Below are 21,563 nucleotides of genomic sequence, written 5' to 3' on the forward strand. Positions count from 1 at the left end.
TTGCTGTGCCCGGCGGGTGTGTATTCCCCCTAGGGCGCCTGACAAACCTCGGCTTTTACTGGGCCTGAAAGGATCACCATGTTCGAAAACCTGACCGACCGCCTGTCACAGACGCTGCGCCATGTCACCGGCAAGGCCAAGCTGACCGAAGACAACATCAAGGACACGCTGCGCGAAGTGCGCATGGCCCTGCTCGAGGCCGACGTTGCCCTGCCGGTGGTCAAGGATTTCGTCAACAGCGTCAAGGAACGTGCGGTCGGCACCGAAGTGTCGCGCAGCCTGACCCCGGGCCAGGCGTTCGTGAAGATCGTCCAGGCCGAGCTTGAGAGCCTGATGGGGGCGGCCAACGAAGACCTGGCCCTCAATGCTGCCCCGCCTGCTGTGGTGCTGATGGCCGGCCTGCAGGGCGCCGGCAAGACCACCACCGCCGGCAAGCTGGCGCGCTTCCTCAAGGAACGCAAGAAAAAGAGCGTGATGGTGGTGTCCGCCGACGTCTATCGCCCGGCGGCGATCAAGCAGCTGGAAACGCTGGCCAACGATATCGGCGTGACCTTCTTCCCGTCCGACATCAGCCAGAAGCCGGTAGCCATTGCCGAAGCGGCCATCCGTGAAGCCAAGCTGAAGTTCATCGACGTGGTCATCGTCGACACCGCCGGCCGCCTGCACATCGACGCCGACATGATGGACGAGATCAAGGCGCTGCACGCCGCGGTCAAGCCGATCGAGACCCTGTTCGTGGTCGACGCCATGACCGGCCAGGACGCCGCCAACACCGCCAAGGCGTTTGGCGAGGCGCTGCCGTTGACCGGCGTGGTGCTGACCAAGGTCGACGGTGACGCCCGTGGTGGTGCCGCGCTGTCGGTACGTGCCATCACCGGCAAGCCGATCAAGTTCATCGGCATGGGTGAAAAAACCGAAGCCCTCGAGCCGTTCCACCCTGACCGCGTCGCTTCGCGCATCCTCGGCATGGGTGACGTGCTCAGCCTGATCGAGCAGGCCGAGCAGACCATCGACAAGGCCAAGGCCGACAAGCTGGCCAAAAAGCTGAAGAAAGGCAAAGGCTTCGACCTCGAAGACTTCCGCGACCAGCTGCAACAAATGAAGAACATGGGCGGCCTGGGCGGCCTGATGGACAAGCTGCCGAGCATCGGCGGGGTGAATCTGTCGCAGATGGGCAACGCCCAGGGCGCGGCCGAGAAGCAGTTCAAGCAGATGGAGGCGATCATCAACTCCATGACCCCGGCCGAACGCCGCGACCCCGACCTGATCAGCGGTTCACGCAAGCGCCGTATCGCCCTGGGCTCCGGTACTCAGGTGCAGGACATCGGCCGGTTGATCAAGCAGCACAAGCAAATGCAGAAGATGATGAAGAAATTCTCTGCCAAAGGCGGCATGGCCAAGATGATGCGCGGCCTGGGCGGCATGATGCCAGGCGGCGGCATGCCCAAGCTGTAACCCCTATTCCGGGTGCCTGCCTTTTGTCGGGCAGGTACCCAGAAACCCCGCCCTGGCGGGGCAATTGCCGCGGATTTCGCGGCTCAACCGGCAAATCTGGACGGTAGGCCATGGCCTTGCCGAAAAAGTCATTTGCAAATGTCCGTGTATTCCCCGAGAATATGCGGCCTTTTGGGCACCCGTGTGCCTATTTGGCATTCAGATTTGCAGTACCAGCTGCTGTATCAACTGCAGCACCGACTATAGGAACGATGTTCACATGGTAACCATTCGTCTGGCCCGTGGCGGCTCGAAAAAGCGCCCATTCTACCACCTGACCGTGACCAACTCGCGTAACGCCCGTGACGGCCGTTTCGTTGAGCGCGTTGGCTTCTTCAACCCGATCGCATCGGGCGCCGAAGTCAAGCTGTCGGTCAACCAAGAGCGCGTCACCTACTGGCTGAGCCAGGGCGCACAGCCGTCTGAGCGTGTTGCTCAGCTGCTGAAGGAAGCTGCCAAGGCCGCTGCCTGAACAGTATGAACGCGACGCCAGAAAAGACTGACGACCTCATCGTCGTTGGCAAGATTTTTTCGGTTCACGGCGTTCGCGGCGAGGTGAAGGTGTATTCCTTTACCGATCCGATTGAAAACCTGTTGGATTATCCACGCTGGACGCTTCGGCACGAAGGCAAGGTAAAGCAGGTCGAGCTGGTCAGCGGTCGTGGCTCCCAAAAGGGCCTGGTCGTGAAACTGAAAGGCCTCGAGGATCGCGATGAAGCCCGGCTTCTGAGCGGTTACGATATCTGCATTGCGCGGAGCCTTTTGCCCAACCTGGCAGCCGACGAGTACTACTGGTACCAGTTGCAAGGCCTGAAGGTCATCAACCAGGACGAACACCTGTTCGGCAAGGTCGATCACCTGTTGGAGACCGGTGCGAACGATGTAATGGTGGTCAAACCCTGCGCAGGCAGCCTGGATGATCGCGAGCGTCTGTTGCCCTATACGGAGCAATGCGTGCTGGCAATCGACCTGGAAGCAGGCGTGATGCGGGTTGAATGGGACGCGGACTTCTAGACGATGGGTAACCTTCGCGTAGACGTCATCACGTTGTTCCCCGAGATGTTTTCGGCCATCACGGAGTACGGCATTACCAGCCGTGCGGTGAAACAGGGGTTGCTTCAGGTGACTTGCTGGAACCCGCGGGACTACACCACAGATCGTCACCACACGGTGGATGATCGGCCGTTTGGCGGTGGTCCGGGCATGGTGATGAAAATCAAGCCTCTGGAAGACGCACTGGTTAACGCCAGGCAAGCGACCGGAGCATCGGCAAAGGTGATCTACCTTTCGCCGCAAGGCCGCAAGCTGACTCAGCAGGCGGTCAAAGGCCTGGCCGAACAGGAATCGTTGATCCTGATCGCCGGTCGTTATGAAGGCATCGACGAGCGCTTTATCGAGGCTCATGTCGATGAGGAGTGGTCGATTGGCGACTATGTGCTTTCCGGTGGCGAGCTGCCGGCCATGGTACTGATCGATGCGGTTACGCGGCTGCTGCCCGGAGCTTTAGGGCATGTGGACTCGGCGGAAGAGGATTCCTTCACCGACGGTCTGCTCGATTGCCCGCACTACACCCGACCTGAGGTGTATGCGGATCAGCGTGTTCCCGACGTGTTGCTAAGTGGCAACCATGCACATATCCGGCGTTGGAGGATGAAGCAGTCCCTTGGTAGGACCTTCGAACGACGCGCCGATCTTCTGGAAAGTCGCTCACTTTCTGGAGAAGAGAAGAAGCTGCTCGAGGAATATCTCCGCGAGCGGGACGATAGTTAAACGTATCGATGGTGGATCACGTATCCATCTTAGGAGCACAGCATGACCAACAAGATCATCCAGCAGCTCGAAGCCGAGCAGATGAGCAAGGAAATCCCGACCTTCGCACCAGGCGACACCGTAGTCGTCCAGGTTAAAGTGAAGGAAGGTGAGCGTTCCCGTCTGCAGGCGTTCGAAGGCGTCGTTATCGCCAAGCGTAACCGCGGTCTGAACAGCGCCTTCACCGTGCGCAAGATCTCCAGCGGCGTTGGCGTAGAGCGTACCTTCCAGACCTACAGCCCGCAGATCGACAGCCTGGCCGTGAAACGTCGTGGTGACGTGCGTAAAGCCAAGCTGTACTACCTGCGTGACCTGTCCGGCAAAGCCGCTCGCATCAAGGAAAAACTGTCCTGAGTACAGTTTGCCCGGTGGCCCAGGCCGCCTAGCGAGAAAAAAGCAGCCTTCGGGCTGCTTTTTTGTGGGAGCAGGTTTACCCGCGAAGGGTGTGCACTGGCACGCCCGCCTTACGATGGAGTAGCCCATGAGCACTACCCGAGACCAGGAAATCCAGCGTCGCACCGAGCTGTCGGTGACCCGCGTGACCAAGGCGGTATTCCCCAACACCACCAACCACCACAACACCCTGTTCGGCGGCACCGCCCTGGCCTGGATGGACGAAGTATCGTTCATTGCCGCCACCCGCTTCTGTCGCCTGCCGCTGGTGACCGTGTCCACCGACCGCATCGACTTCAAACACCCGATCCCCGCCGGCTCTATCGTTGAGCTGGTAGGCTCGGTGGTCAAGGTGGGCAACACCAGCTTGCAGGTGCAGGTCGACGTGTTCGTCGAGAACATGTACCTCGATGGCCGCGAGCGCGCGATCCATGGCGTGTTCAGCTTTGTCGCCATCGATGAGGACAAGCGCCCGGTGCCGGTGCTGCCGCAAGCCTGAATCTCAACCTGCAGCAACTGCCGTTTCGCTGACGGGGGCTGGCTCGACCAGTGCCACCAGGGTCCAGCCGGGCTGTGGGGCCAGCGGGTTGTCGGGGCTTGAAACATGCACCCAGCCGTGGGCATCACGCGCAAACAGCAGATGAGCGCGCTCGCCATGCAGCGCCTGGTAGTCCTCCAAAGCATCCTGATGGCCAGCCTCGTGCAGGCGAATGGCAAAAATGGCCGACACCGCCGCGGCGACGATGCCGCGTGGTGCTATCCAGGCCAGCAGGGCGCGTTCACGCCAGTTCAGCGAAGAGCCCAGCGTCGACAGCAACACGTTCAATGGCCGTGCCAGCAACTGGATCACCAGCAGCAGCGCAAGTACCGCCGGACCCAGCCCGAGCAGGGCATGCAAGTCGAGCCGCGCGGCCAGCAGGATGAACAGGCCGGAGATCAGCAGCACGCTGAGGTTTTCCTTGAAGTGCAGGATCTGCCGCACATCGACCCCGCGCATGTTGGCCAGCCACATACCCATGATCGTCACTGCCAACAGCCCGGACTCGTGCACGATCAGGTTGGCGGCAATGAAGATGCCCAGCACGGCGGCCAGCGAGGCCAGGTTGTGCAGGTATTCCGGCAGCCACTGTTCGCGCATGATCTGCCCCAGCAACCAGCCCCCCGCAGCGCCCAGCGCACTGCCGCAGAAGATCACCCCGGCAAAGGTGCCCAGGCTCTGGGTCAGGCCATTGCCGTCGGCGCTGGCAATGATGAAGCTGTACACCACCACCGCGAGCAAGGCGCCGATCGGGTCGATGACGATGCCTTCCCAGCGCAGGATGTTGGCGATCGTCGCGTTGGGCCGGACCACGCGCAGCATCGGTACGATCACGGTGGGGCCGGTGACCAGGGTCAGGGCACCAAAGAGGATTGCCAGCTGCCATTCAAAGCCCAGCAGCCAGTGGGTCGCCAGCGCGATGACCAGCCAGGTCGACAACGCACCGAGGGTGACAAGGCGGTGCACCACGCTGCCGATCTCGCGCCACTGTGACAGGTGCAGGGTGAGGCTGCCCTCGAACAGGATCAGCGCCACCGCCAGTGAAACCAGCGGCATCAGCAATGGGCCGAACAGTGCCTGCGGGTCGAGCCAGCCGAGCAGCGGCCCGACCACGATGCCGGCCAGCAGCAGAAACAGGATCGCTGGAAGCTTAAGGCGCCAGGCCAGCCACTGGCAGGCGAGTGCCGCGGCGCCAATGCCACCGACGCTGAGAAGGATCTGCTGTTCGTTCATGCGGCCTCCCTATGCCGGCGTTGTTATGAAAGACTAAGCGCCATTTCGTCGTTTGCCACCGAGATTTCATGTCTGCCCTCGACCACCCCCTGATCGACCAGTTCCTCGACGCCCTGTGGCTGGAAAAAGGCCTGTCCGATAACACCCGCGTGTCCTACCGCAGCGACCTGGCCCTGTTCAACGGCTGGCTGCAGGCGCATTCGGTATCCCTGCCCGACGCTGGCCGCGACCTGATTCTCGATCATCTGGCCTGGCGCATCGACCAAGGCTACAAGCCTCGCTCGACGGCGCGCTTCCTGTCCGGGCTGCGTGGTTTCTTCCGCTACTTGCTCCGGGAAAAGCTGGTCGCCGTCGACCCGACCCTGCAAATCGACATGCCACAGCTCGGCAAGCCATTGCCCAAGTCGCTGTCGGAGGCGGACGTCGAAGCCTTGCTGCTGGCCCCGGACCTGGGTGAAGCCATCGGCCAGCGCGACCGGGCCATGCTGGAAGTGCTGTACGCCTGCGGCCTGCGCGTTACCGAACTGGTCAGCCTGACCCTGGACCAGGTCAACCTGCGCCAGGGTGTGCTGCGGGTAATGGGCAAGGGCAGCAAGGAGCGGCTGGTGCCCATGGGCGAAGAAGCGGTGCTGTGGGTGGAGCGCTATACCCGCGACGGCCGCGCCGAGCTGCTCAACGGGCGCCCCAGCGATGTGCTGTTCCCCAGCCAGCGCGGCGAGCAGATGACCCGCCAGACCTTCTGGCATCGCATCAAGCAGCATGCCCGGGTGGCGTGCATCGACAAGCCGCTGTCGCCGCACACCTTGCGCCATGCCTTCGCCACCCACCTGCTCAACCATGGCGCCGACTTGCGCGTGGTGCAGATGCTGCTGGGCCACAGTGACCTGTCCACCACCCAGATCTACACCCACGTCGCCAAGGCCCGCTTGCAGCAACTGCATGCCCAGCACCACCCGCGTGGATGAATGTTTTTCATGTTCTGCCGACCGGTCCTTGCAAGGCCCTTCACCGGCGGTGTGATGTGGTAGGCTTGGGCGGTTTGCACCAAGGGCCGCACGGCCACCGCGTATTTTCCGCAGGTGGCGCCCTCCGGCCCCTGTCCGCCTTCAGGAGTTCCCATGCGCGTGACCCAGTTTTTCGCCGCCGCCGCGTTGGCGTTGGCCAGTACTTTTGCCGTTGCTGCGGCAACCGATAGCAACGCCGGTGCCGAGCAGGCCATCCGTAAATCGTTGCAGAACCTCGAGCTGGAAGTACCTGTAGAAAGCGTGGCCAGCAGCCCGGTCAGCGGCCTTTACGAGGTCAAGCTGCAGGGTGGCCGCGTGTTGTACGCCAGCGGCGACGGCCAGTTCGTGATGCAGGGCTACCTGTTCCAGATCCAGGACGGCAAGCCGGTCAATCTGACTGAAAAAACCGAACGCCTGGGCATCGCCAAGCTCATCAATGGCATTCCAGCCGCCGAGATGGTGGTTTATCCTGCCAAGGGCGAGACCAAGTCACACATCACCGTATTCACCGACACCACCTGCCCGTACTGCCACAAGCTGCATGCCGAAGTGCCTGAGTTGAACCGTCGCGGTATCGAAGTGCGCTACGTCGCCTTCCCGCGCCAGGGCCTCGGCTCGGCAGGTGACCAGCAGTTGCAGGCCGTGTGGTGCTCCAGCGACCGTCGCGGGGCGATGGACAAGATGGTCGAAGGCGAAGAAATCAAGGCGGCCAAGTGCGCCAACCCGGTGGGCAAGCAGTTCCAGCTGGGCCAGTCGATCGGCGTCAATGGCACGCCAGCCATCGTCCTGGAAAGCGGCCAGGTCATTCCGGGCTACCAGCCGGCACCGCAGGTCGCCAAGCTGGCACTTGCCAAGTAATACAATTCAGTACGCCGTCGTCATGGGGTGACGGCATGTTTCACGGTCGGCGAAGTGTCGGCCGTTCAATGGGGAGTTCACAGTGAAACCGGTCAAAGTAGGCATCTGTGGGTTGGGGACCGTCGGTGGCGGAACCTTCAATGTACTTCAGCGCAACGCCGAGGAGATTGCCCGCCGTGCCGGGCGCGGTATTGAAGTGGCCCAGATTGCCATGCGCTCGCAGAACCCGAACTGCCAGATTACCGGTACCCCCATTACCGCTGACGTGTTCGAAGTTGCGAGCAACCCGGAGATCGATATTGTCATCGAGCTGATCGGTGGCTACACCGTGGCCCGTGACCTGGTGCTCAAGGCCATCGAAAACGGCAAGCATGTGGTTACCGCCAACAAGGCGCTGATCGCCGTACACGGTAACGAAATCTTCGCCAAGGCGCGCGAGAAGGGCGTCATCGTCGCCTTCGAAGCGGCCGTGGCCGGTGGTATTCCGGTCATCAAGGCCATTCGTGAAGGCCTGTCGGCCAACCGCATCAACTGGCTGGCCGGCATCATCAACGGCACCGGCAACTTCATCCTCACCGAAATGCGCGAGAAAGGCCGCGCCTTCCCCGACGTACTGGCCGAAGCCCAGGCGCTGGGTTACGCCGAAGCGGACCCGACCTTCGACGTGGAAGGCATCGATGCCGCGCACAAGCTGACCATCCTCGCCTCGATTGCGTTTGGCATCCCGCTGCAGTTCGACAAGGCCTACACCGAAGGCATCACCCAGCTGACCACCGCTGATGTGAACTACGCCGAGGCCCTGGGCTACCGCATCAAGCACCTGGGCGTGGCGCGTCGCACCGCCGAGGGCATCGAGCTGCGCGTGCACCCGACGCTGATCCCGGCCGATCGCCTGATCGCCAACGTCAACGGCGTGATGAACGCGGTCATGGTAAACGGTGATGCCGCCGGCTCCACCCTGTACTACGGTGCCGGCGCTGGCATGGAGCCTACCGCTTCGTCGGTGATCGGCGACCTGGTCGATGTGGTCCGTGCCATGACTTCCGACCCGGAAAACCGCGTGCCGCACCTGGCCTTCCAGCCTGATTCGCTGTCGGCTCACCCGATCCTGCCGATCGAGGCCTGCGAAAGCGCCTACTACCTGCGCATCCAGGCCAAGGATCACCCGGGCGTACTGGCCCAGGTGGCCAGCATCCTCTCGGAGCGTGGTATCAACATAGAGTCGATCATGCAGAAGGAAGCCGAGGAGCAGGACGGCCTGGTGCCGATGATCCTGCTGACCCACCGTGTGGTCGAACAGGGCATCAACGACGCCATCGTCGCCCTGGAAGCCCTGCAGGACGTGGTCGGCAAGGTCGTGCGCATTCGCGTCGAACAGCTCAACTAACACATAGCGCCGTCGGGCCGCCAGCGTGGCCCCGGCCTCAGCATCGAAGGTTTGCACCATGCGCTATATCAGTACCCGCGGCCAGGCACCGGCCCTGAACTTCGAAGACGTACTGCTGGCTGGCCTGGCCAGTGACGGCGGCCTGTACGTCCCGGAAAACCTGCCTCGCTTCACCCAGGAAGAAATCGCTTCGTGGGCCGGCCTGCCGTATCACGAACTGGCTTTCCGTGTGATGCGCCCGTTCGTCGAAGGCAGCATCGCCGATGCCGACTTCAAGAAAATCCTTGAAGAAACCTACGGCGAGTTCGCCCATGCTGCGGTTGCCCCGCTGCGTCAGCTGAACAGCAACGAATGGGTGCTGGAGCTGTTCCACGGCCCGACCCTGGCGTTCAAGGACTTCGCCCTGCAACTGCTCGGCCGCCTGCTCGACCATGTGTTGGCCAAGCGCAACGAGCGCGTGGTGATCATCGGCGCCACCAGCGGTGACACCGGTTCGGCCGCCATCGAAGGTTGCCGCCGTTGCGACAACGTCGACATCTTCATCCTGCACCCGCACCAGCGCGTGTCGGAAGTGCAGCGTCGGCAGATGACCACGCTGTTCGGCGACAACATTCACAACATCGCCATCGAAGGCAACTTCGATGACTGCCAGGAAATGGTCAAGGCCAGCTTCGCTGACCAGTCGTTCCTCAAAGGCACCCGCCTGGTGGCCGTGAACTCGATCAACTGGGCGCGGATCATGGCCCAGATCGTCTACTACTTCCACGCGGCCCTGCAGCTGGGCGGCCCCGCGCGCTCGGTGGCGTTCTCGGTACCCACCGGCAACTTCGGCGACATCTTCGCCGGTTACCTGGCCCGCAACATGGGCCTGCCGGTCAGCCAGCTGGTGGTCGCCACCAACCGCAACGACATCCTGCACCGCTTCATGAGCGGCAACCAGTACGTGAAGGAAACCCTGCACGCCACCCTGTCGCCGTCGATGGACATCATGGTCTCGTCCAACTTCGAGCGCCTGCTGTTCGACATGCACGGTCGCAATGGTGCGGCTATCGCCGAGCTGATGGCTAACTTCAAGCAAGGCGGTGGCTTCAGCGTCGAGCAAGATCGCTGGACCGAAGCCCGCAAGCTGTTCGACTCCCTGGCCGTCAGCGACGAGCAGACCTGCGAGACCATCGCCGAAGTGTTCGCTGCCACCGGTGAAGTACTCGACCCGCACACCGCGATCGGCGTCAAGGCCGCCCGCGAATGCCGCCGCAGCCTGGACACGCCGATGGTGGTGCTGGGCACTGCGCACCCGGTCAAGTTCCCTGAAGCGGTGGAGAAGGCCGGTGTAGGTAGGGCGCTGGAGCTGCCGGCGCACCTCAGCGACCTGTTCAGCCGTGAGGAACGTTGCACCGTGCTGGCCAATGACCTGAAGGCTGTGCAAAGCTTTGTCAGCCAGCACGGCAACCGCGGCAAGCCGCTGTAATAGCCTGGGCCGCGCTGCGGCCCATCGCCGGCAAGCCAGCTCCCACCTTGATCGCATAGACCCGAGATCATGTGCAATACGTGTGGGAGCTGGCTTGCCGGCGATGGGCTGCGTAGCAGTCCCGGAACTATCAGTCTTTTCCTTCAATTCCCTCAGAAACGTCCTATTCAGGTGCGCGTAGCGCAACGCCTACCGTAGTCGGTCCTCACACCAGGAGCGGCTCATGCACCAGCCCTACGTGGTGATCCACCAGGCTCGCCCATCCCACCAGATCCTCCTGCATCAGGCCCTCAATGCCCAGGGCATCTTCAATGTGCGCCTGAGCGAGGGCACCGACGCCTGCCTTGATGCGGCACGCCGCCCTGATCTGCTGGTCATCGACCATGCCATGCCAACCCGCTCCGGCCTTGCCTTGCTCGCCCAGCAGCAACAGCCCCGCGCTCTGCTATTTGTCGGCCAGCCGACCCCCAGGCAGCGCAACCTCGCCGATGAGGCCAGAAAACGCGGTCTATGGGTGCTGGCCGAGCTGCCCTGGCCGTTGTCGATGCCCCGCTTGCAACAGGCGCTGAGTGCTCTGCAACTGGGCCAGGGGCGGCGTATTCAAACTGTCATGTCCGCCCCGCATGCTCAGTGAACCCGCCACAGCGTGGCGAACTTTCCGCTGCGCTTGCTGGTCAGTTGCTTTATATCCCACCACGCAGCGAGTGATACGGATGGAAAGAATCTGCAGACTGCTCAACGACGCACTGACCCCCTATCAGACCCACCTCGGCCTCGCCGATGCCAGCGGTAATCGCCAACTGACCGTTCACGACCGCCTCGCCGGCATCACCCTGCGGCGTACGGTCAGCGAGCGGCAGTTGCAGGAGCAACGCCTGTTGATCGATCTGGTGGATGGTCTGCACCGTGATTTGCAGATAGCCGAAGGGCGATTGCAGCCCTGTGTGATCGCCGCCCTGCAGCAACGCCAACAACCCCAGGGAACCTTTGCCTGAGTGGCGTATCAGACACAGTAGGGCAGCCAGCCAGTGCTTTGCTCCGGTGCTGGCATGGCTGTCACGGGAAGTCCTGAAGGGCTTTCGCTTGGCCCCGGGCGTCCTCCCCAGCGTCCGGGGTTTCTTTTATCCGCAGCCAGGCAGTTATTGGGTTTCGAAGAAGCGCTTGCTGTCGTCCAGGTAGTCTCCCCGCAACGCAGGGTCCAGCCAGCGCGCATACAACCCAGGCAGCACATCGTGGCGCAGCGCAGGCAACAGCTGGTCGATATGCGCCACTGCAGCACGCCCCAGCGGGCTGTCGGAACACCCCACATGCAAAAACTGGTAGCGCTCCACGCCCTGCGCCGGATGGAACTGGTACTCGGTCAGTGACCCGCCTTGTTGCTGGATCAGGTAGCGCACTTCGGGCCAGTAGCCGAGCACCATGCGCAGGCGACCCAGTTGCTGCATCTGCAGCAGGTTGGCGGTAGCGTCGTTGCCGTAATGACGGCTGAGCGAGGTACCGGGCAACTGACCCAGAATGGTATCGATCTGGGTGCCGTAGCTGCGTTCTGCAACGATGCCCAGCTTCAGTGCCGGCTGTTTGAACAGCGCGAGCAGGTCCACGTCCTGCCCACTCAGAAACGGCTCAACCAGTGCCTGGTTTTCCCGGCGCAGCACCAGCCCCCCGCTCAACACACCAAGCGACGGCATGGAGAAGTGCACGTACCTGGCGCGCTCCGGGGTCCACAGCAGGGTCGGGTCGCAGGTGAAACTGTTGGGGTCTTGCAGCATCTGAATGCCACGGGCGCGGTTGACCCGCACGATGCTGTGGTCGTACTCGGGCATCTGCCCGATCAGAATGGGCAGCAACTGGTCGATCACCCCTTGGCCTTTCTCCGAGCCTTCGAAGATGGTGAACGGCGGCAGGTCACGCACCAGCCAGAACAGGCGCTCTCTGGCGCTTGCAGGCTGCAGCAGCAATGCGGGCAGAAGCCCGCACAGCAGGACCAGTCGGCGTAAGCAGCGGGCAGCGCGCATGGGGCCGGGCAGCGCCAGGGTCAGACCGTGCCGGCTTTGCGCAGGCTGGCGATGGCCGCTGGGTCGTAGCCCAGGCCGCCAAGCAGCGCTTCGGTGTGCTCGCCCAGTGCCGGGCCGACCCACTCGGCGGAGCCTGGGGTGTCCGACAGCTTGGGCACGATGCCGGGCATGCGGAACGGTTTGCCATCGGGCAGCTTCGCCTGCAGAAACATCTCGCGTGCCAGGTACTGCGGGTCGCTGAACATGTCTTCGGCCGAGTAGATGCGGCTGGCCGGCACTTCGGCCGTGGTCAGCACCTGCATGAGCTGTTCCAGCGGCAGGCTGTTGGCCCAGCGGTCGATCACTCCGTACAGCTCGTCGCGGCGCAGGTCCCGGCCGTCGTTGCTGGCCAGCGCAGGGTCGTCGGCCAGGTCGGGGCGGCCGATGGCCTGCATGAAGCGCTTGAAGATCGCATCGCCGTTGGCGCCGATCTGCACATGTTTGCCATCCGCGCTGGTATGGATGGAGGAGGGGGTGATGCCCGGCATGATATTGCCGGTGCGCTCGCGGATAAAACCGAACACGTCGAACTCCGGGACCATGCTTTCCATCATGGCGAAGATCGCCTCGTACAGCGCAACGTCCACCACCTGACCCTGGCCGTTGTTGACTTCGCGGTGGCGCAAAGCCATGAGCGCGCCGATCACCCCCCACAGGGCGGCAATCGAGTCACCGATGGAAATGCCCGTGCGCACCGGTGGGCGGTCTTCGAAGCCGGTGATGTAGCGCAGGCCGCCCATCGACTCGCCCACGGCGCCAAAGCCTGGCTGGTCTTTCATCGGCCCGGTCTGGCCAAAGCCTGACAGGCGCACCATCACCAGGCGCGGGTTCAGCGCATGCAGCACATCCCAGCCCAGGCCGAGCTTTTCCAGTACGCCCGGGCGAAAGTTCTCGATCAGGATGTCGGCCTCGGCCAGCAACTGCTTCAGAATGTCTCGGCCTTCGGGGTGCTTGAGGTTCAGGGTCAGCGACTGCTTGTTGCGGGCCTGCACGAACCACCACAGCGACGTGCCCTCGTACAGCTTGCGCCACTTGCGCAACGGGTCGCCGCCATCGGGCGACTCGACCTTGATCACCTCGGCACCGAACTCGGCACAGATGCGCGACGCAAACGGCCCAGCAATCAGGGTGCCGAGTTCGATGACTTTGAGGCCGGCGAGGGGTTTGCTGGGCGTAGGCATGGGGCATCCGTGGCAACTGGGCAGAGCCGTGGTTTTATCATAGGTCGGTAGCGCCGGGTACTGCTGCGGCGCATGCAGGGTGTGGATAGGTTAGACTGTTGCACTTTTCTTTTGCACGAAGCCCGTCGACCATGGCCCAGCCGTCCACCACCTACAAGTTCGAACTGAATCTGACTGACCTTGATCGCAACGTCTACGAAAGCGTCAAGCAGACCATCGCCCGCCACCCATCGGAAACGGAAGAGCGCATGGCGGTCCGGCTGTTGGCGTACGCGCTGTGGTACAACGAGAACCTGTCGTTCGGTCGTGGCCTGTCGGATGTCGACGAGCCGGCGCTGTGGGAAAAAAGCCTGGATGACCGCGTGCTGCACTGGATCGAAGTGGGCCAACCCGATGCCGACCGCCTGACCTGGTGCTCGCGTCGCACCGAACGCACCAGCCTGCTGGCGTATGGCAGCCTGCGTGTGTGGGAAACCAAGGTGTTGAGCGCAGTCAAGAACCTGAAGAACCTGAACATCGCCGCCGTGCCCCAGGAAGTGCTGGAGACCTTGGCTACCGATATGCCACGCAGCATCAAATGGGACGTGATGATCAGCGAAGGCACGGTATTCGTGACTGACGACCGTGGCCAGCACGAAGTGCAGTTGCAGTGGCTGCTCGGTGAGCGTGGCTGAAGCGACCCATGCGTATCGAACCGCGTCCCCTGCCGCCGACCCTGCCATTGCTGGGTAACCTGCCACCCTTGCTGACCCGCCTGTACGCTGCGCGTGGCGTGCAGAACGAGGCCGAGCTGGACAAGAGCCTGGCGCGTCTGCTGCCGTATCAGCAGCTCAAGGGCATCGAGGCCGGCGTGGACCTGCTGGTCCAGGCCCTTGACCAGCGCCAGCGTATCCTCATCGTCGGTGACTTCGATGCCGACGGCGCCACCGCCAGCACCGTCGGGGTGCTGGGCCTGCGCCTGCTGGGCGCGGCCCATGTCGACTACCTGGTGCCCAACCGCTTCGAATACGGCTACGGCCTGACCCCGGAAATCGTCGAGGTAGCGCTGCAGCGCCAGCCACAGCTGCTGATCACCGTGGACAACGGCATTTCCAGCGTCGACGGCGTTGCCGCCGCCAAGGCGGCCGGGCTCAAGGTGCTGGTCACCGACCACCACCTGCCCGGCCAGCAGCTTCCCGATGCCGACGCCATCATCAACCCCAACCAGCCGGGCTGCGAGTTTCCCAGCAAGGCGTTGGCCGGGGTTGGCGTCATCTTCTACGTGCTTATGGCCTTGCGCGCGCGCCTGCGCAGCCTCGGCCGCTACGAAACGCAGCCGCAGCCCAATATCGGCGAACTGCTCGACCTGGTGGCGCTGGGCAGTGTTGCCGACGTGGTGCCGCTGGACGCCAACAACCGCATTCTGGTCCATCAGGGCCTGGAGCGTATCCGCGCCGGCCGCGCCAGGCCGGGCCTGAAAGCCATTCTCGAAGTGGCGCGCCGTGATCATCGACGCATCACCTCGACCGACCTCGGCTTCATCCTTGGCCCACGGCTGAACGCCGCCGGGCGCCTGGATGACATGAGCCTGGGTATCGAGTGCCTGCTGTGCGAGGACCAGGCCCTGGCCCAGGACATGGCCCAACAGCTGGATGGCCTTAACCAGGACCGCAAGTCCATCGAGCAGGGTATGCAGCGCGAAGCGCTGGCGCAGCTCAAGGACCTGCCGGTCGAGTCCATGCCGTACGGGCTTTGCCTGTTCGATGCCGACTGGCACCAGGGGGTGATCGGTATTCTGGCATCGCGCCTGAAGGAGCGTTATCACCGGCCGACCATCGCCTTTGCCGATGCCGGTGACGGCATGCTCAAAGGCTCGGCGCGCTCGGTGCCGGGGTTTCACATTCGTGATGCGCTGGATGCCGTGGCGGCGCGCCAGCCGCAGCTGATCAGCAAGTTTGGTGGCCACGCCATGGCAGCAGGGTTGTCTTTGCCCGAGGGCAATTTCCCGGCGTTTGCCGAGGCGTTCGACGAGGAAGTGCGGCGCCAGTTGTGCGAGGACGACCTGACCGGCCGTCTGCTGTCCGATGGCAGCCTGGCAGTGGAAGAGTTCCACCTCGACCTGGCCAAGGCCCTGCGCAATGCCGGGCCGTGGGGGCAGCATTTCCCCGAGCCACTGTTCCATGGCGTGTTCCAGCTGGTGGAGCAGCGTGTGGTTGGCGAGCGGCATTTGAAGGTGATGCTCAAGAGCGAATGTGGTTCGGTGCGGCTGGACGGCATTGCCTTTGGTATCGACCGCGAAGTCTGGCCGAACCCGACAGTGCGCTGGGTCGAGCTGGCCTACAAGCTGGATGTGAACGAGTTTCGCGGCAATGAAAGTGTGCAGTTGATGATTGCCCATATGGAGCCGCGCTGACTGCAGTTCCGGGGGCTGCTCTGCAGCCCATCGCCGGCAAGCTCCCACTGCGACCGCTTTGCCCTCAAGTCATGCGCCTTCCCTGTGGGAGCGGGCATACCCGTGAACACCGGCGAAGCCGGTGCCATCCACCGAGTCGCCTGCTTCGCGGGCATGCCCGCTCCCACAGGGTTGTGCGGCGGGCTGAAATGCCTGTAAGGGTGCTTGGCTGTCGCGGCGGTTGGGGCTGCCAGGTGCCTGCCTTTAGTGTGATGTCGCCTATGAAATCGAGCGCCGCCCGCGCGGCGCTCGATCTCACAGGCGCTGCAAACTTGTCGGCGTACACCCGGTGGCCTTCACGCGAACGACGACCACACCAACCTCAACGCGACATACCTAACTCGGCATCATCCATCAACGCCTTGGCCATCGCACTGAGGTAGTGGGCAGCCCAGATCATCATCGGTTTCTCATCCATCAGGCCGACAATGGTCAGTTCGCGTACGTAGCCCATCAATTCAGATGCCTGATCACGGGCGTCCCGGCACGGAATGCCGGCTTCGATGCGGAACAGGGGGTGGGTTTGGTTTTCACCTTGGAAGAAGGTGGTTTTGCCGACAGTGAATTGGGTGTCGTCTGTGCTCATTGATCCCTCTCCTGAATCACTTCGAGTGGATGTCCTGGCCTCTTCGCGGGTGAACCCGCTCCCACAGGTTGTGCGCAAGCCTTGATGCTTGTGGGGGTCTGTAGGGGCGGGTTTACCCGCGAAGAGGCCGGTAAATCCAACCTCACTGCCGGCTCATCTTGATCTCCAAAGCCAGCGACAATGGATGAAAGTGCTTATTGGAAGCAAAATCGAAATGAGGGGGTGGATCAGGGATTGTCATTTTCATATCAATCACTCGTAGGGTTACTGATTGACTGCTTCTCCGATTCCACACGAAGGGTGGCAGTTGTACGCGGTGTGGAATCCAGGCTACGAGTAAACCCGGTAGGCTTGTGACCTTCCGCGCACAACTGCCATGACGACAGCTACTCGGTAATTGATCGGGATTCCACGCCCGGACGCTGAATGGCAGCGACCAGCAAAGGCTAATGACTCAGGATTCCAGTAACAATCAGGCGGGTGTCGACAGGACTTGTAGGGTATTTCCTCAGGTTGGGAATCGCCATACATCGGTTGTAGGGGATATCTGAAATGCTTGTCAGGGTGTTTGGCTGTCGCGGCGGTTTGGGCTACCAGTTGCCTGCCTTCAGTGTGATGTCGCCTATAAGATCGAGCGCCGCCCGCGCGGCGCATCGCGGATAAATCCGCTCCTACATTTGTTGCAACGTGGCCATGCCTGCGAGGCCATAGTTGTCAGCCTTGGTGCATGACTCAAGACTGGTGGAGCGGCAGTCGCGCTCACATGTAAATATCGTCAGGCCAACAACGCAGGCAACCATGGCCTGACAGGTTTGGCACGTTGCAACAAATGTAGATACTCTGTTGGCGGTCAAGCTTTTCTGAGGTGTTCAGAGCTGAAAAGCTTGGCCGTATCAAATGGCACATCCCCGCGCATGCATGCCCAGATACCTGTCAGGTATTTGCGCATGACAGCGGCGATAGCTTGCATTTTTTTCTTGCCTCTACCGATCAGCGACTCGTAAAAGGCCTTTGCATAAGGGTCACAGCGCACCGCAGTCAACGCTGGCATATACATGGCTGCGCGTAGATACGCATTCCCACTCTTACCGAGCCGGCCTGGCTTGTCGATGCTTGTTCCAGATTGTGTCTGTCGAACATCCAGCCCCGCATGGCGTGCTACCTGAGAGGACTTGAGCAGTTCAGGCAGTGTGGTCAATTCAGCCAAAGCTGCAAGTGCCGTAACTTCTCCTATTCCGGGGCCTGCGAGTAGTTGCTTGTATTGCTGGGTGAGGGTTGGACATTGGGCGATCAGTTCGCGTCCTGCTTTACGAAAGCGCTCAATGCGAGTGTCCAGGGTGGCAATCGCCTCCTCCTGATCCTCGATCAAAATAGAAATGGTCGTAGCGGTCGCCTGCAGTGCATGCAGCTCATTTTTCGCCCTGGTGCGGTGTCCTACCAGCCGATTGATGTGCCGACCGAGGGCCCTGAGCTCAAGCTGTACAGGGCTTGGCGGTGTCCACAAGCGCGGCGTCATACGCTCGCCGTACTCGGCTAGCAACTGAGCATCTATTGCATCAGTCTTGCTGTTGACCAGCATGAGCTTGACGAAGTTATGGAAACTTTTGGGGTTGATGACTGAAACAGGAAGGTCGGCCGCATGCAGCTCAAGCGCGAGGTCCAAATAATAGATCCCCGTGGCCTCCATCACGATCGTCTTGGGTTTGAGGGCCTGCAGTTTTTTCACCGCTGCCTTGCGGCCAGCGGGTGTCTGGGCGATGTCCCATTGCCCGACAGGGCGCCCATCTTTACGCACCCCAGCAATCGAAGTACGCGAACCGATATCCACGCCAACACAGACACTCATTCTTCCCACCGCATGTGAGTTAGGTAACAATGGCCTCCGGTTCCCCGACCTCGAAATTCATGCCGCTGCAACCTTGTAATGCGAAGTCCGACTAGTCGGCTTCTCGATACTCTTCGTAGTGGGCAATGAGGCGGGGGACCTCTCTACATACAAGGTCAGGGCAAGCCTGCCTTCAGGAGCGATCGGTCTCCCCGGAAGTGCTTCTCGAACCTGACCAGAATAACCTCTCTCGTCAGGGTCAGACACAACATACAAGGAGCGGATTTATCCGCGATGCGCCGCGCGGGCGGCGCTCGATCTCACAGGCGCCATCATCCCCACGTCAGACACCCCAAAATCCCATGGAACCTTCCCCCCAACCATTCTGGTCTAGTCTGAATACTGACCGGACCCGGGCCAGGGACGTGTAATTGAGTGCTCGGGCCGGATCACCATTGGAGTCCTTGGGAGGTGCCCTCATGAGCTTGCTGCTCGAGCCTTACACCCTGCGTCAGCTGACCCTGCCCAACCGCATCGCTGTGTCGCCGATGTGCCAGTATTCCGCCATCGATGGCCTGGCCAACGATTGGCACCTTGTTCATCTGGGTAGCCGCGCCGTAGGCGGTGCGGGGCTGGTGATCACCGAAGCCGTGGCGGTCACTGCCGATGGCCGTATCACCGCCGAAGATCTCGGCCTGTGGGAAGACGCCCAGATCGCCCCGCTGCAACGCATCACCCGCTTCATCACCGCCCAGGGCGCCGTGCCCGGTATCCAGCTGGCCCACGCCGGACGCAAGGCCAGTACCTATCGCCCTTGGCTGGGCAAGCAGGGCAGCGTCAAGCTGGAGGAGGGGGGCTGGCAGCCGGTGGGGCCGTCGAGGATCGCCTTCGACCCACAACACACTGCGCCGCGTGAATTGAGCAAGGAAGAAATCCAGGACGTGGTCGACGCCTTCGTGGCCTCGACCAAGCGTGCCTTGACGGCGGGTTTCAAGGTGGTGGAAATTCATGCCGCCCATGGCTACCTGCTGCACCAGTTCCTGTCGCCGCTCAGCAACCAGCGCCGCGACGAGTACGGCAGCTGCTTCGAAAACCGCATCCGCCTGACCCTGCAGGTGGTCGAGGCTGTGCGCAATGCCTGGCCCGCCGAATTACCGCTGTTGGTGCGGGTATCGGCGACCGACTGGGTGGAGGACGGCTGGAACCCGGATGAAACCGTCGAGCTGGCGCGGCGCCTGCGTGCGCTGGGTGTCGACCTGATCGATGTATCGTCGGGCGGCACGTCGGTCAACGCCGAAATCCCTACGGGCCCCGGTTATCAGACCCGTTTCGCCGAACGCGTGCGCAAAGAGGCGGAAATCGCCACCGGCACCGTGGGCATGATCACCGAGCCCGCCCAGGCCGAGCACATCCTGCGCACCGGCCAGGCCGATGTGATCTTCCTCGCCCGCGAACTGTTGCGCGACCCTTACTGGCCGCTGCATGCCGACGACGACCTGGGCGGCAACAAGGCCACCTGGCCGGCGCAATACCAGCGCGCGACCAGCCGGGCCAACCCGATTCATGAGTCAGACCTACGCGACTAGAGGCTACCTGTACTGGCCTCTTCGCGGGCGTGCCCGCTCCCACAGGTACAGCACTAACTCAAGGGCTGTGATGTACCTGTGGGAGCGGGCACGCCCGCGAATGCGATGGTGGTTTTACCTCCGCATTCGCGGGTAAACCCGCTCCCACAGAGTCTGCGCAGCCTGAAGGGCTGGATGATGCCCATCCCATTTTGATGGCTGCAAGATAAAGGATGTGGCATTGGGAATGCGCTGAACCGCTTGTAGAAGCGCCTGGATTGAGCTGCCGGTCCCAATCCAGGCTTTACGCTCAATGTTTGATCATCACATGCCGCACGCAGGTGTAATCCTCCAGCCCGTACATCGACATATCCTTCCCATACCCGGAATGCTTCTGCCCACCGTGCGGCATTTCGCTGACCAGCATGAAGTGGGTATTCACCCAGGTACAGCCATATTGCAGGCGCGCAGCCAGGCGATGGGCGCGGCCGGTGTCGCGGGTCCATACCGATGAGGCCAGGCCGTAGTTGGAATCGTTGGCCCACTCCAGCGCCTGCGCCTCGTCGGTAAATCGCGTCACCGATACCACCGGGCCGAACACTTCGTTGCGCACGATCTCGTCGTCCTGCAGGGCGTCGGCCAGCACGGTCGGGGCGTAGAAGAAACCATCGCCATCAATGGCTTTGCCACCCGTTACCAGGCGAATGTGCGGCTGGGCGATGGCCCGCTGCACCAGGCCGGAGACCTTGTCGCGGTGCTGGGCACTGATCAATGGCCCCAGTTCGGTGTCTTCTGCTTCCTGCAGGCCGGCCTTCAGGCTGGAGACTGCTTCACCCAGGCGCTCGACAAAGCGTTCGTAGATACCGTCCTGCACATACAGCCTGCAGGCTGCAGTGCAGTCCTGGCCGGCGTTGTAGAAGCCGAACGTTCGGATGCCGTCGATGGCGGCATCGATGTCGGCATCATCGAACACCAGCACCGGGGCCTTGCCACCCAGTTCCATGTGCATGCGTTTCACGCTGTCGGCGGTGGCACTGATGATATGTGCGCCTGTGGGGATCGAACCGGTCAGCGACACCATGCGCACCTTGGGGTGGTTGACCAGCGGGTTGCCGACTGTCTGGCCTCGGCCGAAGAGGATGTTCAAGACGCCAGGCGGTAGCAGCTCCCGGGCCATTTCGCCCAGGCGCAGGGCGGTCAACGGGGTCATCTCCGAAGGTTTGATCACCACGGTATTGCCGGCCGCAAGGGCCGGGGCGATCTTCCATGCCAGCATCATCAACGGGTAGTTCCAGGGGGCTATCGAGGCCACCACGCCCACCGGGTCACGGCGAATCATCGAGGTGTGGCCCGGCAGGTATTCGCCCGCCGCAGAGCCGCCCAGGCAACGCGCGGCACCGGCGAAGTAGCGGAACACATCGGCAATCGCGGGGATTTCGTCATTCAGTGCGGCGCTCAATGGCTTGCCGCAGTTCTGCGATTCCAGCCGCGCCAGTTCATCGCCATGGGCTTCGATCGTGTCGGCCAGCGCCAGCAACGCCTGCGAGCGCTCCTTGGGGCTGGTTTGCGACCAGCTGTCGAAGGCCTGGTCGGCGGCGCGCACGGCGCTGTCCACCTGGGCTTCGGTGGCTTCGTTGATTTGCGCCAGGGCACTGCCCAGGGCCGGGTTGAGCACGGTCCAGGCCGGGCCTTCGCCCGCGACCAGTTGGCCGTTGATCAGCATCTGCGTTTGCATCG

Annotated in this window: 20 protein-coding genes and 1 pseudogene; 15 read left to right on the forward strand and 6 right to left on the reverse strand. The window is 62.3% G+C overall.

Going from position 1 to position 21,563, the window contains the following annotated elements:
* The first annotated feature begins 78 nt into the window (after positions 1 to 78).
* From ffh to AC5O5R_RS05155, 6 genes are all read left to right on the forward strand, one after another.
* Positions 79 to 1,455: a signal recognition particle protein gene (ffh, locus tag AC5O5R_RS05130; RefSeq protein WP_172286731.1), complete on the forward strand. Its 1,377-nt coding sequence runs from the start codon at positions 79 to 81 to the stop codon at positions 1,453 to 1,455.
* A gap of 259 nt (positions 1,456 to 1,714) precedes the next feature.
* The gene (gene rpsP, locus AC5O5R_RS05135; protein WP_011535318.1) at positions 1,715 to 1,966 is read left to right on the forward strand and encodes a 30S ribosomal protein S16; all 252 of its coding nucleotides are present in this window, start codon (positions 1,715 to 1,717) and stop codon (positions 1,964 to 1,966) included.
* Positions 1,967 to 1,971: 5 nt separating this feature from the next.
* Positions 1,972 to 2,508, forward strand: coding sequence for a ribosome maturation factor RimM (rimM, locus tag AC5O5R_RS05140; protein WP_172286732.1), 537 nt, complete (start codon positions 1,972 to 1,974; stop codon positions 2,506 to 2,508).
* A gap of 3 nt (positions 2,509 to 2,511) precedes the next feature.
* Entirely contained in the window at positions 2,512 to 3,264 is a 753-nt protein-coding gene (gene trmD, locus AC5O5R_RS05145; protein ID WP_172223294.1) for a tRNA (guanosine(37)-N1)-methyltransferase TrmD, read from the forward strand.
* Positions 3,265 to 3,306: 42 nt separating this feature from the next.
* Complete coding sequence (rplS, locus tag AC5O5R_RS05150; RefSeq protein WP_003252148.1) at positions 3,307 to 3,657, forward strand: 50S ribosomal protein L19; 351 nt, start codon at positions 3,307 to 3,309, stop codon at positions 3,655 to 3,657.
* A gap of 127 nt (positions 3,658 to 3,784) precedes the next feature.
* Entirely contained in the window at positions 3,785 to 4,195 is a 411-nt protein-coding gene (locus AC5O5R_RS05155; RefSeq protein ID WP_016485145.1) for an acyl-CoA thioesterase, read from the forward strand.
* 180 nt (positions 4,196 to 4,375) lie between these two features.
* Here AC5O5R_RS05155 and AC5O5R_RS05160 read toward each other — a convergent pair.
* A pseudogene (locus AC5O5R_RS05160) lies at positions 4,376 to 5,467 on the reverse strand (cation:proton antiporter); the annotation flags it as partial.
* 68 nt (positions 5,468 to 5,535) lie between these two features.
* Here AC5O5R_RS05160 and xerD point away from each other — a divergent pair.
* The 6 genes from xerD (at position 5,536) to AC5O5R_RS05190 (ending at position 11,179) form a co-directional block, all read left to right on the forward strand.
* The gene (xerD, locus tag AC5O5R_RS05165) at positions 5,536 to 6,432 is read left to right on the forward strand and encodes a site-specific tyrosine recombinase XerD (protein ID WP_172223287.1); all 897 of its coding nucleotides are present in this window, start codon (positions 5,536 to 5,538) and stop codon (positions 6,430 to 6,432) included.
* Positions 6,433 to 6,585: 153 nt separating this feature from the next.
* The gene (locus AC5O5R_RS05170; protein ID WP_172223283.1) at positions 6,586 to 7,329 is read left to right on the forward strand and encodes a thioredoxin fold domain-containing protein; all 744 of its coding nucleotides are present in this window, start codon (positions 6,586 to 6,588) and stop codon (positions 7,327 to 7,329) included.
* An 82-nt stretch (positions 7,330 to 7,411) separates the two neighbouring features.
* The gene (locus tag AC5O5R_RS05175) at positions 7,412 to 8,716 is read left to right on the forward strand and encodes a homoserine dehydrogenase (protein ID WP_172223280.1); all 1,305 of its coding nucleotides are present in this window, start codon (positions 7,412 to 7,414) and stop codon (positions 8,714 to 8,716) included.
* 58 nt (positions 8,717 to 8,774) lie between these two features.
* Entirely contained in the window at positions 8,775 to 10,184 is a 1,410-nt protein-coding gene (gene thrC, locus AC5O5R_RS05180; RefSeq protein ID WP_172223277.1) for a threonine synthase, read from the forward strand.
* 223 nt (positions 10,185 to 10,407) lie between these two features.
* On the forward strand, positions 10,408 to 10,818 hold the full coding sequence (locus tag AC5O5R_RS05185) for an ANTAR domain-containing protein (RefSeq protein WP_494515023.1): 411 nt from the start codon (positions 10,408 to 10,410) through the stop codon (positions 10,816 to 10,818).
* A 79-nt stretch (positions 10,819 to 10,897) separates the two neighbouring features.
* Positions 10,898 to 11,179 (forward strand): DUF3509 domain-containing protein, encoded by a 282-nt coding sequence (locus AC5O5R_RS05190; RefSeq protein WP_172223271.1) that lies wholly within the window; start codon positions 10,898 to 10,900, stop codon positions 11,177 to 11,179.
* A gap of 144 nt (positions 11,180 to 11,323) precedes the next feature.
* Here AC5O5R_RS05190 and AC5O5R_RS05195 read toward each other — a convergent pair whose 3' ends face one another.
* The gene (locus AC5O5R_RS05195) at positions 11,324 to 12,199 is read right to left on the reverse strand and encodes a TIGR02285 family protein (RefSeq protein WP_494515024.1); all 876 of its coding nucleotides are present in this window, start codon (positions 12,197 to 12,199) and stop codon (positions 11,324 to 11,326) included.
* A gap of 20 nt (positions 12,200 to 12,219) precedes the next feature.
* Entirely contained in the window at positions 12,220 to 13,419 is a 1,200-nt protein-coding gene (locus tag AC5O5R_RS05200; protein WP_172223264.1) for a CaiB/BaiF CoA transferase family protein, read from the reverse strand.
* Between the two features lie 131 nt (positions 13,420 to 13,550).
* Between AC5O5R_RS05200 and AC5O5R_RS05205 the strand changes: the two genes are divergently transcribed.
* Together AC5O5R_RS05205 and recJ are read left to right on the forward strand one after the other, a co-directional pair.
* The gene (locus AC5O5R_RS05205; RefSeq protein WP_172223260.1) at positions 13,551 to 14,093 is read left to right on the forward strand and encodes a YaeQ family protein; all 543 of its coding nucleotides are present in this window, start codon (positions 13,551 to 13,553) and stop codon (positions 14,091 to 14,093) included.
* Positions 14,094 to 14,101: 8 nt separating this feature from the next.
* Positions 14,102 to 15,811 carry a single-stranded-DNA-specific exonuclease RecJ gene (gene recJ / locus AC5O5R_RS05210; protein ID WP_494515025.1) on the forward strand — a complete coding sequence of 570 codons (1,710 nt, stop codon included), beginning with the start codon at positions 14,102 to 14,104 and terminating at the stop codon, positions 15,809 to 15,811.
* Positions 15,812 to 16,172: 361 nt separating this feature from the next.
* Here the strand turns inward: recJ and AC5O5R_RS05215 are convergent, their stop codons facing one another.
* Together AC5O5R_RS05215 and AC5O5R_RS05220 are read right to left on the reverse strand one after the other, a co-directional pair.
* Positions 16,173 to 16,436, reverse strand: a complete 264-nt coding sequence (locus AC5O5R_RS05215) for a DUF3077 domain-containing protein (protein ID WP_494515026.1) — start codon at positions 16,434 to 16,436, stop codon at positions 16,173 to 16,175.
* A gap of 850 nt (positions 16,437 to 17,286) precedes the next feature.
* Positions 17,287 to 18,282 (reverse strand): IS110 family RNA-guided transposase, encoded by a 996-nt coding sequence (locus AC5O5R_RS05220; protein ID WP_494514720.1) that lies wholly within the window; start codon positions 18,280 to 18,282, stop codon positions 17,287 to 17,289.
* Positions 18,283 to 18,740: 458 nt separating this feature from the next.
* Between AC5O5R_RS05220 and AC5O5R_RS05225 the strand changes: the two genes are divergently transcribed.
* Positions 18,741 to 19,847, forward strand: coding sequence for an NADH:flavin oxidoreductase/NADH oxidase (locus AC5O5R_RS05225; RefSeq protein WP_172223252.1), 1,107 nt, complete (start codon positions 18,741 to 18,743; stop codon positions 19,845 to 19,847).
* A 289-nt stretch (positions 19,848 to 20,136) separates the two neighbouring features.
* Here AC5O5R_RS05225 and AC5O5R_RS05230 read toward each other — a convergent pair whose 3' ends face one another.
* On the reverse strand, positions 20,137 to 21,561 hold the full coding sequence (locus tag AC5O5R_RS05230) for a gamma-aminobutyraldehyde dehydrogenase (protein WP_172223247.1): 1,425 nt from the start codon (positions 21,559 to 21,561) through the stop codon (positions 20,137 to 20,139).
* Between the last annotated feature and the right edge of the window lie 2 nt (positions 21,562 to 21,563).

The sequence above is a fragment of the Pseudomonas sp. 8_5_2 genome (assembly GCF_059295255.1).

Coding starts and splice junctions, on each gene's coding strand:
- ffh (WP_172286731.1), top strand. CDS start 79: ATGTTCGAAAACCTGACCGACCGCCTGTCACAGACGCTGCGCCATGTC.
- rpsP (WP_011535318.1), top strand. CDS start 1,715: ATGGTAACCATTCGTCTGGCCCGTGGCGGCTCGAAAAAGCGCCCATTC.
- rimM (WP_172286732.1), top strand. CDS start 1,972: ATGAACGCGACGCCAGAAAAGACTGACGACCTCATCGTCGTTGGCAAG.
- trmD (WP_172223294.1), top strand. CDS start 2,512: ATGGGTAACCTTCGCGTAGACGTCATCACGTTGTTCCCCGAGATGTTT.
- rplS (WP_003252148.1), top strand. CDS start 3,307: ATGACCAACAAGATCATCCAGCAGCTCGAAGCCGAGCAGATGAGCAAG.
- AC5O5R_RS05155 (WP_016485145.1), top strand. CDS start 3,785: ATGAGCACTACCCGAGACCAGGAAATCCAGCGTCGCACCGAGCTGTCG.
- xerD (WP_172223287.1), top strand. CDS start 5,536: ATGTCTGCCCTCGACCACCCCCTGATCGACCAGTTCCTCGACGCCCTG.
- AC5O5R_RS05170 (WP_172223283.1), top strand. CDS start 6,586: ATGCGCGTGACCCAGTTTTTCGCCGCCGCCGCGTTGGCGTTGGCCAGT.
- thrC (WP_172223277.1), top strand. CDS start 8,775: ATGCGCTATATCAGTACCCGCGGCCAGGCACCGGCCCTGAACTTCGAA.
- AC5O5R_RS05185 (WP_494515023.1), top strand. CDS start 10,408: ATGCACCAGCCCTACGTGGTGATCCACCAGGCTCGCCCATCCCACCAG.
- AC5O5R_RS05190 (WP_172223271.1), top strand. CDS start 10,898: ATGGAAAGAATCTGCAGACTGCTCAACGACGCACTGACCCCCTATCAG.
- AC5O5R_RS05195 (WP_494515024.1), bottom strand. CDS start 12,199: ATGCGCGCTGCCCGCTGCTTACGCCGACTGGTCCTGCTGTGCGGGCTT.
- AC5O5R_RS05200 (WP_172223264.1), bottom strand. CDS start 13,419: ATGCCTACGCCCAGCAAACCCCTCGCCGGCCTCAAAGTCATCGAACTC.
- AC5O5R_RS05205 (WP_172223260.1), top strand. CDS start 13,551: ATGGCCCAGCCGTCCACCACCTACAAGTTCGAACTGAATCTGACTGAC.
- recJ (WP_494515025.1), top strand. CDS start 14,102: ATGCGTATCGAACCGCGTCCCCTGCCGCCGACCCTGCCATTGCTGGGT.
- AC5O5R_RS05215 (WP_494515026.1), bottom strand. CDS start 16,436: ATGAGCACAGACGACACCCAATTCACTGTCGGCAAAACCACCTTCTTC.
- AC5O5R_RS05220 (WP_494514720.1), bottom strand. CDS start 18,282: ATGAGTGTCTGTGTTGGCGTGGATATCGGTTCGCGTACTTCGATTGCT.
- AC5O5R_RS05225 (WP_172223252.1), top strand. CDS start 18,741: ATGAGCTTGCTGCTCGAGCCTTACACCCTGCGTCAGCTGACCCTGCCC.
- AC5O5R_RS05230 (WP_172223247.1), bottom strand. CDS start 21,561: ATGCAAACGCAGATGCTGATCAACGGCCAACTGGTCGCGGGCGAAGGC.